This window comes from Prevotella sp. P5-126, assembly GCF_002251185.1.
Classification (GTDB): Bacteria; Bacteroidota; Bacteroidia; order Bacteroidales; family Bacteroidaceae; genus Prevotella.
In genome coordinates, this window is sequence record NZ_NPIZ01000082.1 from 1 (window position 1) to 15,476 (window position 15,476).

At 37.7% G+C, this 15,476-nt stretch carries 8 protein-coding genes; all 8 read right to left on the reverse strand.

Annotated elements, in window-relative coordinates; all coding sequences use genetic code 11:
• Positions 1-147 precede the first annotated feature (147 nt).
• On the reverse strand, positions 148-1,257 hold the full coding sequence (locus CIK90_RS09510) for a hypothetical protein (RefSeq protein ID WP_094388343.1): 1,110 nt from the start codon (positions 1,255-1,257) through the stop codon (positions 148-150).
• Positions 1,258-1,264: 7 nt separating this feature from the next.
• Positions 1,265-3,298 carry a hypothetical protein gene (locus CIK90_RS09515; protein WP_094440003.1) on the reverse strand — a complete coding sequence of 678 codons (2,034 nt, stop codon included), beginning with the start codon at positions 3,296-3,298 and terminating at the stop codon, positions 1,265-1,267.
• Between the two features lie 6 nt (positions 3,299-3,304).
• On the reverse strand, positions 3,305-4,495 hold the full coding sequence (locus CIK90_RS09520; protein ID WP_144007255.1) for a hypothetical protein: 1,191 nt from the start codon (positions 4,493-4,495) through the stop codon (positions 3,305-3,307).
• Between the two features lie 63 nt (positions 4,496-4,558).
• The gene (locus tag CIK90_RS09525) at positions 4,559-5,992 is read right to left on the reverse strand and encodes a hypothetical protein (protein ID WP_094389353.1); all 1,434 of its coding nucleotides are present in this window, start codon (positions 5,990-5,992) and stop codon (positions 4,559-4,561) included.
• A gap of 2 nt (positions 5,993-5,994) precedes the next feature.
• On the reverse strand, positions 5,995-7,623 hold the full coding sequence (locus CIK90_RS09530; protein ID WP_094389354.1) for a hypothetical protein: 1,629 nt from the start codon (positions 7,621-7,623) through the stop codon (positions 5,995-5,997).
• 14 nt (positions 7,624-7,637) lie between these two features.
• The gene (locus CIK90_RS09535; RefSeq protein WP_094440001.1) at positions 7,638-9,548 is read right to left on the reverse strand and encodes a hypothetical protein; all 1,911 of its coding nucleotides are present in this window, start codon (positions 9,546-9,548) and stop codon (positions 7,638-7,640) included.
• 5 nt (positions 9,549-9,553) lie between these two features.
• Positions 9,554-12,400: a virulence factor SrfC family protein gene (locus CIK90_RS09540; RefSeq protein ID WP_094440000.1), complete on the reverse strand. Its 2,847-nt coding sequence runs from the start codon at positions 12,398-12,400 to the stop codon at positions 9,554-9,556.
• Between the two features lie 12 nt (positions 12,401-12,412).
• Positions 12,413-15,475, reverse strand: coding sequence for a virulence factor SrfB (locus tag CIK90_RS09545; RefSeq protein WP_094389357.1), 3,063 nt, complete (start codon positions 15,473-15,475; stop codon positions 12,413-12,415).
• Between the last annotated feature and the right edge of the window lies 1 nt (position 15,476).

A 15,476-nucleotide genomic window follows, 5' to 3' on the forward strand; every position in this document is an offset into this window, starting at 1 on the left:
AGAATTTTATCTGTCTCATTGTTGGACAGAACCCCTCTCGTAGATTTGCTCGGCAAAAGCGAACCTGCCGAGAAGTTACAAACTGTAAGAGAATTAAGTCTTAAATTTATTTAGTGGACACTAGTGATTCCATTAATAGATATAATATTATGCATCATCCTCATGGAAATATATTTTGAGCTTGTAGGTATAATAGTCGGATGCATACATTGGTTTAGTATGAATCTTGAAAGAACGACCTCCTGGAATAACATATCCACTACCGGCTTCATTAATATTAATACGGGAGCCATTATCCAATACAATTTCCGGAGGATAGTACATTCTGCTTGTAGTATAGTTCCAATCATAAGTAACCATTCTCCAAGCTCTACCTACAGGCACAGAGATGTACTGTGATTCAGCGTAGTATGTTGTACCGCCATTCCCGTTACTCGTTTGGTGTGATCCATAATTACAATAATAACTTCGCATCGAGTAACCATCAGTCACCATCTCAATTTCTACAACTTTATTTCTTGCTTCTTCATCAGCAGCGACCAAGCTGTTATACTTGTTTAGTTCTGATGATGCTTCGTTACGATGAAGACCTTTGGGATAATCTTGAAGATAAGTTTCTAGCAGCGAAACACTTTTCTTTAGATTATCCTCAGAAAGCCCAGCTTTCGTTGATTGCCATGCTATAGAATCATTGACAAATGCCTCTACGATTGATTCCATTGAGGTTCTATGATCAGGGAGTGCATCTGTTTGGTGTTTCGAAAGGAACTCACGCGCAGCATATATATCACCTTTTGTTTTCGCTGTATTATAATCTGCCAATTCCTGTTGTTTGGGGGCATATATGCCGAAAAACCAATATGCCACTCCACCTAGAAGCAAAGCAATAATCAATAATGGTATGATTAGTTTCTTTGCTTTACTGCTCTGCTCTTCATCATAAACAAGTGAATCTTGTGGAGGCACGGTGCCCGCAAATTGTTGATGGTTATTATTCTGTTGTGCACCAGATGTCTGATAGTAATTAGTTTCTGGCGGCACTTGTTGAGGATAATTTGTTACCGACTGATAACCATTTGTCTGAGAATCTTCAAAGTCGGATTCTAACAGGGCACTGTTATCAACTATAGGTGCATCAACTATTACGTCTTGTTGACAATTGGGACATAGGCACTGCACCTGTATGCCTGCTTGTGAAGATACTAGAAATACTTGTCCACAATAGGGGCAGGTAACTTCGAATTGAATATTATCCATACATTTATTATTTTGTTTTGTCTATAATAAGAATATGATTACTACCAGTACGTGTAGTATTATTTCTTCCGCTTTGATTATTAGAACGATTTCTTGAAGATCCGCTGCTACGATTTGTTCTGCGTATACGCGGTTGAACTGTAACAACAGTATCAGTGTCCTCAGTTGGCTCTATCTCTTTTTCTGTAACCTCTACTTTACCGATGAAGGGCAAAACTGGTAGTAAGCAAGATTGGGCAACACTGGTTCTGTAGATTTTTTTCTTGTCAAATCCAATAGCAAAGGCCGAATAATCGGGATCGTATGGATCCTTAGTACTTGTCCACAATGCGCCTCCATCTCCTATTTCGCTCGTTTTTTCTTTAAGATTCTTGAAAAGAAAGGTTTGGCATTCTTTTCTATCGAAGATTTCTCCATCACTAATTTCTCTAGCATTTTTTAATAAATATGCTTGAGATCCTAACGGTACAATACTTACATAAAGGCCATTCTGAGGATCGAATTTGTAGCGAAAAGCTGAACACAGCCAACTATTTTTAAAGCGTAAAGCATAGATTACGCCATCACCTTTACAAAAATAAGATGATTTTGCAGCATAAGGAGCTTTGTCAAACATTCCAAATTGTAAGGTATCTGTATCTTCCGTTTCGTAACGTGTATCAAATTTTTTGTCGCTTGAAGGGAAAATGCAATTCATATTATTCATCGTTGGTAGGTGAAAATCATGGTCACCGTCATTGAGACAGGCCTTCATATTTGCGTCATCGAAACTAAATACTCCAGGTTCATTATTGTGGTTAGTCATAAAGTTGCCTTCTTGGTCGAGGTAATCTTCACTGATAAAGTCAAAAGGTATAGAATCTGGGATATTTTCGATGCTTAGGATTGGTTGGCAAACAGTGAAGGTTTTATTATGCCTTTCATCTTCTGGGCAAACCATTGTAAATTCCAGATTTCGTTCAACGATTCCCAAATTTTTGTTTAGTTTAATCTCGTAATTAGATACTCCACCGTCTTCAGATTTCTTTTCTACAATACCATATTTTAAAATAGCATCATCATACTTTAATAAAGGGGCATTTGGATTTCCTTTTGCATAGACCTGTATTACAGGATTGGCTGGACTTATCTGATAAACTTTCTCTGTATCACTAGATTTATCTGTTTTAATATTTTCACCATAGATATTATAGTGCATATAAGTCATATTTTTCTTATATGTTTTTTCTATGTCGACAAACGGGCGAATGAAACATGTCGACATACGTTGAGAAGAAATTGTTACTGTTTCGTTATTGATGTTTAGAAATTCCTCATTATTTATATAATAAGAAACACCTCCACTATAAACAGGCAATACAATCACCTGTTTGCCAGTTTGCCCGTTCCACCATTCGTCATCATCTATGTCTTTTACTTTCTTTATACGAGAGTCTGCACCTATATACTTCATGGTGACAGTAAGTTTAGTTTCGCTTAAATCATAACGATATGCCCAACGATCCGGATTGTCTTCTCCCTTTTTCTCGATATTGTCTTTAAACCTCAACGCATAGATTGTATTCTTACCCTTGCTAATATAGTCTGAATAGAAAGACTTTCCCCCATTATGCCCAATCTTTACAAACTCCAAATTATTATATAGTTTACTCGATTTATTAAATAGTGGCATTTCGTCTTTTGGCCCTAACTTATAAGGCGCAGCAATAAATGACATTTCGCTCGCTGTTGGCATTCGATAAACAACCCCATCTATTTCCCAGACCGCGTTTTCTCTATTGCTGTTTACTAAAGCTGGGTTGGAATTATCTTCATTAGTAAAGCTGGCCTCGTTAGAAGCAAGATTATTTTTTGCAAATAGCTCCCAGTGATTTAGTTTCATTTGTTCAGTACGCACCTTTTCGGCATACTCAGCATCATTTTGGCATAAATTATCAATCTGCTCCTTATTGCTGGGTAATGTATAGGTGGAAACTTGAGCATTGGCTGTCAACCAATTAAGACATATTAATGTCAAAACAAGTATTCTATTTTCCTTCATAATATATTATTGAAGTTTAATCGGAGTTAACTTTGTGTAATTCTTGATTACTACATTGATAAAACCATAATAGTCATCTTCTGAAACATTTGTGATACTGCCGTTCTGTGATTTTGCAAACTTACCTTTAGTGTGTGAGTAATTCTCTTGGGTAGAATCTTCGACGAGTGTAGTTACATTCTGTTTAAGCCATACGGCACTACCTTCTGACTGATCGTCACTGCTAAAGACCACAAACAAGCCTTTGCCACGTAGCCATACCCACTCGAGTACAGGCTTGTTATAAAGTTGAGTTGCAATGCCTCCCTTTGCTCCATAAACAATTAATTGCTTGTCGGAATTAGCTAGCACTTCTTTCTGACCATCTTGATTCAAGTCTATCATAAAATACTCCTTGATACCTGCATCTGGGTTAGCTTGGGCATATGCTTTCAAAGAGTCAACAGCAGCCTTTTCATTGTTCTTCGCCATTTCTATTCCATCTTGTTCTGTATTAGTACTCTTACTAAAGAACAGGAGATAACAGACTGCTATGAGTAGTATAATAAGTCCTCCGAATACAGCAAACAACTTTCCCTTCTTTAGTGGGTGAGGATTGGCAAGATTTCCGTTGTCGAACGCATCTTTCAATTCATCTGCTACTTCAACATCATAATCTTCCTGTTCTTCTGTTTCGTCCACAGCTGCAAGTGATTTGTTGATTAGCATATCATCGAGCGTTTCATCCTCAGTAGGCGTTTCGTTCATGCGGTTATCCTGTTCGGGAGCTACAACATTACTAGGATTGTTTTCAAAAGGATTATTTGAAGTAGATGCTATAGGAGCATGCCCATTGGCAATGGGTTCTATTGGATCAATAGGAGCCACAACTGGTTGCATAGCAGGCTTATCCTCGGGGGGGGCATACTGTGACGAAACAGGAGGAGGAGTGATGTCATTGGGTTGGGACATAGTGATTACAGGTTGAGCCTGAATCGGTTGAGCAAGGACTGGACGACCTTGTACAGGTTTACCTTGGACGGGTTTACCTTGAACGGGTCTTCCATGGACGGGTCTTCCATGAACAGTTTGTGGATTGTCTGGTCTGACTGTTGAAGAACCTGCATTCACAGGATTATCTATTACTAAAGAAATGTTATTACTAGCCATCTGCTGTTGGCAATATGGACATGCGACATATTCTCTTATTGCGTTCATTGGTGATGTAAACTTATTGTTACATCTTGGACATGTATATTCAAATATCATAATCTAATAATTTTAGGGTTGTTTAAATGATTCTTCATCGCTCGAAGTGTTTTGAGGAGATAGATTGGGATCTTTTTGGCTGCCAACATTATTCGGTGGATTTTCTTGTCCTTTTGCTTTATCGCTAGTATTATCTTTTGTTTTTTTCCACTTATCTTTGTCAGGGCTCGTTTTACGTTTGTTCCCACCACCAACTATATTTGTAGTGTTATCTGTATTTGTTGTATCCCCAACAATTTCCATATTAGACATGCTATCATTTACATGGTTATTTCCTTCGATAGCTGTTCCGATAGAAATACCAAGACAAAGAATTAGCAATGTATAAAATGCTGCACCTAGAATAAACTTCCAGTTAGCATAGAATGGTTTACTGCCCTCATTCCCATATCCTCCTGGGCGAACATGAACTCTCTCTGTAAGATTAAGAAAGATTGGAGCGTCAGAAGACAAATCGTGCATGCCTGTATATGGGACACAACCACTTTTCTTAATCTCTATTCTAGCTGATTTTGCTTGACGTTCAGGAATAGAAATAGGATGATCTTCCAAAAGAAGAATACCATTTACATATATCTGGTACTGGTTAACTTCACGGCCCTTTATAGATACTCGGAATTTTTTCCTTGTGATTTGTTTCTCCCACGGTATTTCACCTTGTAAGTTCAAAATCTGACGAGGCTGGTTCACCCTGATGGTGGTAACAATATCTTCGAAGCCAGGCCTAAGCAATTGTAATTGAACATTGGTACCTAAAGCGACCTTAATGGGCATTGAATTGAAAGGAGATTGCCCCAAGAAAGCCTGAATACCATTGGGTAATTCATGCTGTGGAGGAAACAAAAACGCCGGTTGTTCAAAGCCCATCTTAGACAGATCAGCCATTTGAGAAATAATCTGTGACGGAATGGAGTTTCTCGTAGCGAAATCAAAGAAAAATACAGCCTGATATTTCTTATAGTAAGATTGGTCTATTCCTTTCTGTAGTAGACTTCCCAAGTAAACATAGTCAGTATTTTGTCCATACAAACGATAAGCCAATGCATGTGTCTGCTGAACAGGATTATAGTCGATATATTGCAAATCGGGATACACGTTACCGAGTAGTGGGGACAGATTGTCAAATTGCTCTGTTCCATTTAAAATATCTTGCTGGGCTAAAGACACTATCTTTATCAAATCATCAGCTAATACAGATATAGTAGATGGAATAAAAATCCATGCAGCTTCATAGTCGCCACTTCGCCCTACATCCAACGGGCGTACAATTGTGAAGAATGTCCCTAGTGGATTAGAATTGAGCACATAAAACAAATTGCCTAAATGCAACTTGCTGATGTGGTTGCGCATATCATATGTTTTACGATACCATTCGCCTTTGTTGGTGATATAAATATCTCTCAAGCCACCTTGTGCTTTCTGAACTAATAATTCTATCTTACTCATGATTACCTAAACAAGTCAAATATCTTATTAAAAAATCCCTTTCTGCGGGTATATGAATAATGCATCAACAATTCAACCATTTTTGATGCAGAAGATGTCTCAAAACGGCAGTAATCCTTGAAGCATACGTCGCCAATAGTGAATGGGACAATACTGATCTTACCTCTATTGATATTGTTTTCTTTTGCAATACGCAGGAGATTATTGTAGAAGCCAAGATAGTTCTTGGTCATGTATTTCATGAGGTGCTGATCGAGTGACCCTTCATATTTGGCCTTATCAACCTTAGAAATTAATACGTAGATTGCATCAGTGTTGTCATTAAACAACCCCATATTGTTGAGATGAACTGCTGCAGAATTGAGGTATTCTGATTGGGGAAGACCATTATATATTCTGTTTTCTGCACCATACTCAATTACAAAAAAATGAATCTTTCGATTGTTTGAACGATTGTTGAGTAAGATATTATGAAGTGTGCCTAAAGCTTGTTCTTGATCCTCACGTAATTCCTCACCAGCATCCTTCATAAACATACATGTAAACAGTTCTCCTGCAAGATCGATGCATGCAAGATCATGAATAGCATTCTCTTGATCCTCTAATTCGAAACGCATTTCGTAAGTAGAAGCAACAGGGGTGCCACCAGGCAAACGACAAACCTTTCCAGAAGAGAATACAGAGGACAAACGGTTCATGTATCCAAAGCCCTGACAATTGTTGTCTGGTATCATGCTTCTTGAATTCAATCCGCTTTTGGCTGTACTAAGAATTGCACCTAAGGCACAAGTTTTTCCTGATGAAGGAATGCCCCAAAAATACACCTCCGTACATGGTTCAGCAATAGAGAATAATGGACGTGCAGGATCAAATGTTATTGAAGGGGCTTTGCCTAGCATCTTATTGATAAAATCATCAGCTATACCACATTTAGACAAGTCTGTACGGTTAAGTATTCCTTGTTCTATAATATTGCAGCATGCTACAGATGACAAAAGATTATGGTCCTTACTAATGAGATCAATAAGTGTTTGGATTGAGATTGTCTCATTTCTGACCAACTTAACAATCGTTCGACTAACCTCATCTGCGCTATTGGCTTGCTGAATAAGCGCTTTAAGGATAGCTGTAGACTTCTTTTGAGTCGCTTCACTATTCTTAATTTGGGTAATAGCCTTGTTTACTTCAAAAGTGTATTTACTATTAGGATATTTCTCCTTGAATTGAAGAAAAAGATTGATATCGTCAGAGTTCTTTATATTAATCCATTCGTTTTCATCAGAACCATCCTCAAACTCAGGAGCAATTGGGGGTACCGCATAGATAGGCTTTGCCTCAAGTTTATCTTTTTTGATTCTGACAGCTTCTAGATGCTCTGGTTTACCCATGGGGTACTTATTGAGAAATTCTTGTAGGTCGTAAATGGATTCGGATTTCATTACACGTTTGAAATCAGCATCCTCACTACCAGCGAGAATTTCCTCCACATCTAATTTCATTTTAGCAGTAAAATCGCCATCGGTGCTATTACAAAGTTCATCGAGCGTAACTATGCCTTGCTGAATGTAGGAAGCCAAATCAGCAGGGGAATACTCTGTTACATTATTTAAAATTGCTATTTTCTTAGGCATAATTATATATTTTCTCAGTTATTATTTCGTTCATCAGAATCAAGATATTTTGAATGGTGAACAAAGAAATTATGTCCATTGTTATAAATCTTAATTTGAGCAATAGGAATATCTTCACCTTTGATGATAGGTTTGTCGATAGTGTAATGCCATAGTTTACCATTGAAAGCGACTTCGGCTTTTGCTCCATGATTATCTCCCCCATCATAATTGCGGATGAACAGCGTGTAGGTACCATCCTTCATCTTTGATGGATCTGTCCATACAATATTTTCCACACCAGTGTGATTAGGTCGAATATCATCTACGTCAAGTTGGCCAGACATAGATGTTGGTTTGCTACGATAACTACCATAGTAAATCTCTTTCTTATCTGGCTGAACGGCATGTGCATCTAAATCTACGATATCGTCTTGATTTTGATTCCATATTATAGAAAAACGCATAAATGCATTGATGTTTCCTCCACGGTTCTGAACTTGATCTCGAATGTCTGAAGGGTCAGCAACAGTATCATAAGATTGTATATATTCTTGTCCATAAATGGTCTTTGGAATGTATATTGTATCTGTTGGCTCTGATACAACATACAAAGAATTATCTGTTACATCTACAGGATGATACCAATGGTTCCAACGAAGACTATGACAACCAGGAAATATCCACGAGAAAAGCCATGAAAGCAGAAGGAAGGCCAGTAGGAGCAAAAGCCACTTTAAACAGCCAAAAGTGTCAAACCATATGAAGAAGCGTCGCCACCATGGGATGTGATAATAAGTGGCAGTAAAAGTGCAGTTATCAGATACTGTGTAGTTTAATGGTTCTACATTCCAACCAGAAAAAAGATAACCAGAATTAGCGATTACCTGTGGGATGTGTTCTTGCGAAAGTCTACTACCTGCAGGTACCATAATCGGAGACACACCTTTTAAACTGCCAAATCTTCCTGGTTGGAAGTTTACATCAAAGAACTTTTGTCTAGTCCGAACTTGGAATTTCATATCAGAATGAACGGGGCCAACAAAGAATGGATCCCAACAATCAAATTCATAGCCGTTGTTAGGAACAACATGCGGGTAGTCGCTCTCCGATAGTTGATAGCCGTCTTCTACCTTCATTTCGGTTTGCCCTTCGAATTGACAATTATCATCAGATAAGAAACGTAGTGTATGAGTAGGTACTACCTGTGGTTCTTCTACCGCTGGACCTGCTATAGGATCTATTGCGTCTTGACGATACTGAGCATGAAAAATCAAATCGGATGTAACGATTGTACCCTGTACTTGAGGGATCCACCCAAGGAATTGATACCCTGGTTTGGGAATCAATTTTGGTATGTCTGCTGTTACTAATTCTGCCTTTTCTTTTCTGCGGATAATTCTATCATTAGGTTCTGCGAGGTCTCCGCCTTCTCCTGGGTCAAAAATAATTGAGTATCCTTTAGTTTGAGAAAAGTTATAAACGACACTTCCCTTTGCATCGTATATACTATCTCTGAGTTTCATGCCCCATGCTACACAAACCACCTTATTGTCATAGCAAAAGGTAAATTTTTTATCTACAAACTTAATGGCTGCATTAAGAATGCCCAAAGCCTCGCCATGGATTTTAGATTTTAATTGGTTGTAACAATTGAAGGTAGATTCATAAATGCGCTCATATTTTTCTTTTTCTATACCATAGAGATCGTTTAATCGTCTAGGTGTATCTGTCCATTCTGGAGCAAACCATACAATAGCATCGTCTTCGGGTGAATAATCTGGACGGGCTAGAAAGTGCTGATATTCCTCTGGTATATATCGCAGGATTATACTATCTACACTGCTAAATCGCATGTAGATTGGATCATTGCCAATACCTTGAATCTCACAGAAATTCTTTAATTGGGTAGTACACAATGGCTTTTTATCTATAAATCGAACCATACACCTTAATTTAAAACCGACTTACATTCATCAATAATAATCTCCATTTCTTTGTTGGCTGCTTCGTCTATTTCAATCACATCGCTTGTCAGCATCAGCCCCATGATGAGTAAATTCTCCCATCTTTTGAAATTATCCCATAATGGAAGTTTACGTAAAAGGTTTTGACTGTTTTGATCGAAAGCCTGAAACCTGAGTGTTTCGACAGATTTCTCGAATGCCTCCATAGTTTCTTTTAGATTGGGAACTTCCTGTCGCTGATCGTCTTGTATATCAACTTGGATGTGTAGTTCTTCTGCATTATTCAGTGATTTCTGTTTATCCTCGGATGTCATAAGTTTCGTACCAACAGATGTCACAAAGTCATTAAGTAGCAATGATATTGAATCTGCAATAATATTTGAGAGTACATCTCTATCTTCAATCGTATTTGCATATTCTTGAATTTTGTTCGCAATGACTTGTTGCAAGCAAAATCTCTTATACAATACGCCATACATAAATGCAATTCTATCAGAATGAATAAGGCGCTTGCTTAGATTGTAAGCAGCAGCATCTATAAATTCTAACCAGTAAACAGAAATGTTTCTTGCAAGAATATCAGCCTCTGTAGTCATCGTTTCATTTTGTCCGGATATGACATCATCCAGATTAATGTTTTGCATCTTCAGACCATTACGAAGCATATGCTCATCAGTATGATAATAATCACATAGTTTTTTCAAGTTTATCTCTTTGCCATCAGAAGGGTTGATACCTGCATTCAGACGCAAAACATTTATAAGAGTAAAGTCTTGTGGCAATTCTTTTTTATGGAGTACAATGTCGGTGGCAAGAAAGCGAATATCATGAGCACTGACCATAAAATTATTGATGAGCATGCCAAATGACGAAGGTGAAAGCATGTCAAGTCCAAACTTGATCTCACCTGCAGTACGCTTGATGGATTCACGCTTATCTGTTTCTTCACCAGAGATATAATGTCGAAGTAAAGACTCAAGTAATTGATCTCTGATTATTCTAACCTCTTGATGATACTTTTGACATCGAGCATCATCAATCACCACTGCAATTCTTTCTAAAGACTGAATAATTGCTTGTGAACCGTCATGATTAAGAGAGGCAGCTTCGTTCCATGATTTTTCTGGATTTCTAAAATGCTGCTTAACAAATGGAAACGTAATAAATGATTGCTTTAAATCCTCCATATAATTGGGATATTCAGGATGCATTATTATTTCCGTTTCTCCACTAACTCCAGGTTCGTATCCCTTAAACACTTGCTGATTTGATGACCAGAAGTAATCTCTCAACATGAATATGTTTTGAAATGATTCCGACTCAAAGCCTGATCCAACGGGTACCCACTTTTCGAACCACTGATAAATACTCGGTTTAATAACCTCGTTGCTGAGATGATTCTCAAATCTAGTTTTCCATCTTTCAGATAATGGTACAGTCTGAGTAAACAAAGGTGTTTCCTTAGTTCGCTGTAAATCACAGTTAAAAAATGTAGATATAATAAAGAATGGAGAAGTGTAATTAGTGTGCTTAATATGCTCTGCCCGTTCTTCAGGTGTTTTACCGATATTCTTGTTTATCCAATCGTTCAACACCTCACCTAATTCACTTTCGGGCTTGTCCATGTTTTGGCAAAACAGAATGGAATTGATTCTAAGTGAATCTGAATATTTGTCGAACAAATAAGAAACCTTACCACGACGCAACATCATAGAAAGTTCGGTTTGTATACTTGCTTCGGGCAGTTTCATTCTATGGCGTGCACCAGGGAAATCTAACAAATCGAAGTCTTTAAGAAATGTTCGCTTTGTCGTAGTAGATTCTGGTAAAACTAAGGTAAGTTCTGCTACGAGTGCAGAAAATGAAGCCTTAGAAAATCCGCTGAATAGTAGATGATTTTGTTCATCATAAACATCACAGAGTTGATCGTAATTGGAGTTGATTTCAACTGTACTATCATTAAACAAGTAATCCAGCCATGTAATATCAAGAATTGTACCCTTTTGTCGCAAAATGGCAGCAAAGTCAACATATACTACTTGATTGAATTTCAACTTCATATAATCAGAAATCAACCGGTCAAATAAAGACGTGATTGACGGGTTGTTGTTCCAAAGCATACTGAAAACTTTGCTCCAGTTGCTCGGTGAGATTTGCCTAATTTTTGGTGCGACTAAGGCGCAGAACTTAGATCCATACACATTAGCTGAACTGCTACCTATTGATGTGTCAAGAAATTGATGAATCGTATAGATGTCATCTTCATCAATATAATCTTGTTGATAAGACTTGTCAATAATAGTTGGTAACAGTTTTTCAAGACTGCTATTAATGTCGTCTGTCTGTAGCAAATCGGCAGCATTGATCTTCACATCTTTATAATATGAGTCTGCAAGCAGCGATACAATGTCAGCAACTGTTAACAAACGAACTTTTACTTTGTCATGAGCTGCTGGTGAATCGTCAGGGCGAACAGTGAATCGAGTGATGACACCAGTTGATTCTTTCTTGGAAGTATTGCCACCACTCGGGTTGATATCATCGATGAAGCTATACAACTTCCCCCCAATACCACCAGAAATGGTAAGCGCTTCACCTTCGTAAGAAAGCAGACTGCTTATCAGATATGACTTACCATTCTGACTTTCACCATAAGCTGCAGCAGAACACTTCTCCTCGAGTGCAAACTTAATCTTCTTTAGTTCACGCCTTTTCTCCTTAAATGCTGAAAAAGGGAAAGAGTTCTCTTCATGAGTATTGGCCCATTTAATCGACTGTTCAACAACATGAAGCAAATGATTTATATCTTGTATAGAAATATCGTTTTGCATAATTGTAATTGTTTAGAGATCAAAAATACCAGAATCCAACCAATAACAATCTGTCGGCCCTAAGCTTTGAACGCTAAGGCGTATGTTTGTTTCGGTCACATCGTTTTCTTGATTGTCAATAATTTGTTCGATATGAATTTCTTCTTTTTCTCCAGGGTCTCTGGTAAGAATGACTCTATAAGGTAGTAAACGTTTGAGACGGCTTATTTCGCCATTTGCAAGATTAGATAATGCCTCTTCTGTCATATTCGGGTTGCTATCTTCGTTCTGTCTGCGCATGCGATTTCTGATACTTCCGAAATCGTAGTCTATTTCATAGAGTGGCCTACTAGGATAACTGTCAAAGTTTTCATGTCTGATTTTGAGATAGGCAGGTAGCTGTTTAACGAGTATTTCTCCTCTATTTTGAACAGGAGTAAGGCAGTATTGCGTATTGAGCAAAACAGAATCAGGGGTTTCTATATAATTAATCGTAGATTGCAATTTGTTTAATTCGCTTTTGTCTAATTTGAAATTAGAGAATTGTATAAGATCTGAAGAATAAAAACCAATCATTGCACCTACAGCCACTACTGTCTTTGGATTACGTATATAGCCTGTATTATTTCCGAAGGGATACCAGTCTCCTACATAATAGCTAGACAACTGTATCAGGCGATTGGGGGCTACTGCATAATACTTCATAAACAGATCTTTAAGAGGAGGTAGGGTAGCAGGGCGCCCAGATAATACAATAATATCACAATTGTATGTGTACATAATAGCAGATATCTTCTTGACTAATGCGTCGAAAGACTTCATCACAATATTTGTAACAACCTCACTATTATATTTCCATTCTAGATCTTGGAAATTAAAACCAAAGAAATCCCTAAATCCTTTAAGTACTTTCTCGTTTGGTTCCTCATCTTCGAAAACATCCGAAAAGAGTACAGAACAATCATGACTCTTTGTACGTAGCAATTCAAGGAAATGACAAGCCAGAGGCATCAATACCTGGATATTGAAGTCTCTTCTTAGGATTCTTTGTGAAATAGACTGACCATTATAGTTGTGCCCAAAGAAATCTTTAATCATCTGTTGTCCATGATTGTCATTACCTATTTGGCTAACAAGAGCCGAGAAATCTCCTGATAATAAAATCTCGCGGATTAAATCTTGTAACATATCATCACCTGCATAGTAATAACTGTCGTAGAATAAGGGGCAAGGAATAATTACGGAATCCTGACCTTCTTGTAGATGATACTGATTTATCATTAAGTCGGAGGTGCCTGCACCTATATCGAGTGATCCTACTGTAAATGATGTTCTACCATTACTGTCTTTTTTGCCATAAAGGTTAATGAATTCTTTGCTATTACCTTTGAACTTATGCCCTATCTCTCCATAGAGGTATACTAATTGTGAGCATGTAGCTTCATCATAATACCAAACATTCTTGCCTTCTTTTCGATAAGATGGTATTACTTCGATATTGAATTTTTCGGTTTGCAGATCAGTAGTAAGGCTTGATTTTTCAAAATTAGCTAATAATTTAACTGCCCCGTTCACACATCTGATTAATGTCTCTCGTTCATATTGTGACATCGTAATAGGACAGGTCACGATTAGTCGCTTTATTCTTCTAGGTGTATTTATCTCACCATGGAACTTTCGATAATCTTCACTGTTGATTTGCATTCGGGCTTGAGAGAGGATCTCTAAAAATCCAAATGTCATGAGGGAACTACGCGAATAGGTATGTTTTCCACCACCTATTCCATCAGGATCGACAGTTCCATTACTGTTAAGCTGATTCGTAATACCGTTTAACTCGAGAATAGGATTTTGTTCTTCACCATTAAGGACAAGAAATTGCCATTCTTGATGTGCTGCCTCTTTATCCCACAAATATCTCTTAGGACTGGAATATGTAAATAACGTTTCTGGTGAAAATTCCTCTGTAGACTTATGAATCAAATCGTTGGCCTCTTTACCTAATCGTACGATAGATGGATATACGAATTGACGGCTATCACGTGGTCCAATTTCTCCAAAATTCGCTTTGCGGAATACTAAACGCATATCGAAGGGATGATCATAACGTTTTATGCGAGGACCGTCCTCGGTAAGTTCAACGCTAGAAGACAAATCAGTAAGACTCAGCAAGGGTACTTTAGTGAAATCACCATTTTGTGCATCTTCAACCAATATTGATGTGGTGCGAGAGTTACCGATATCAATGAACATGTCAACATCTTTTACAATTACGTTCTCATCTTTGTATAACTTTAGGGTTGGAAAGACATCCTTTGAAGCCAGATAGTTAACAAGCAAAAAATAGGTGGCAATATAGGACATCTTATGTTTCTCTCCTTTAATCTTTGAAATTGAACGAGCATCTGGATGGACTAACTTACGGAGATACTCATTTATATAACTGCATTGTTCGGTTGCCTCAGAACAATAATCCATTAGTAACATCTCGTCCGAACACACCTGGAACGTTAGTTCGTTTTGGAAATTATCAGGAAATACAGGCGTTTCTTGTAGTTGTGTAGCCTCATAATTCATTCTCGTGTCAATAGCCAATAAAGCAATGTAGTTGAGCTTGCTATTTTGACTGTCTTGTGGAATGATTTTCACACGAACCCAATTGAATGCTCCGAAATCAAATCTTAGGGCAGGAACCCTTCTGCGGAAATATGGAAGTGGAATCCATTGATTCTCATAAAATGAAAGCTTACATTGCTTGTCGGTAAACGACATCGAGTATATCTCTTCTTGCATATCCTCTGTGCTCTCAATGTTTCCTGCGAGAGGATGCACGATACCATCTTCTCGAACTTCCTCAGGGTTAACAACCTGTTTGGTTTCGAATGCGGTCATGTATCCCTTATCTATCAATTCCTTTTTGTTGTAGAAAAAGAAACCTTCATCGCTCTTCACTCTTTCCACTAGATCAAGCTTATGTACACCTTCCTCTTTATCATACCATTCATGGAACCATTGTTTGAAATTGCTATTTAAATCAATCTCAAATGGGAATGTGTATAACTGTATTCCGGAATTTGCTATTAATGAGTATTCCATC

What these genes read in the sequence shown, in the direction of transcription:
- CIK90_RS09510 (WP_094388343.1), bottom strand. Translation starts at nt 1,257, where the DNA reads ATGGATAATATTCAATTCGAAGTTACCTGCCCCTATTGTGGACAAGTA.
- CIK90_RS09515 (WP_094440003.1), bottom strand. Translation starts at nt 3,298, where the DNA reads ATGAAGGAAAATAGAATACTTGTTTTGACATTAATATGTCTTAATTGG.
- CIK90_RS09520 (WP_144007255.1), bottom strand. Translation starts at nt 4,495, where the DNA reads ATGAACGCAATAAGAGAATATGTCGCATGTCCATATTGCCAACAGCAG.
- CIK90_RS09525 (WP_094389353.1), bottom strand. Translation starts at nt 5,992, where the DNA reads ATGAGTAAGATAGAATTATTAGTTCAGAAAGCACAAGGTGGCTTGAGA.
- CIK90_RS09530 (WP_094389354.1), bottom strand. Translation starts at nt 7,623, where the DNA reads ATGCCTAAGAAAATAGCAATTTTAAATAATGTAACAGAGTATTCCCCT.
- CIK90_RS09535 (WP_094440001.1), bottom strand. Translation starts at nt 9,548, where the DNA reads ATGGTTCGATTTATAGATAAAAAGCCATTGTGTACTACCCAATTAAAG.
- CIK90_RS09540 (WP_094440000.1), bottom strand. Translation starts at nt 12,400, where the DNA reads ATGCAAAACGATATTTCTATACAAGATATAAATCATTTGCTTCATGTT.
- CIK90_RS09545 (WP_094389357.1), bottom strand. Translation starts at nt 15,475, where the DNA reads ATGGAATACTCATTAATAGCAAATTCCGGAATACAGTTATACACATTC.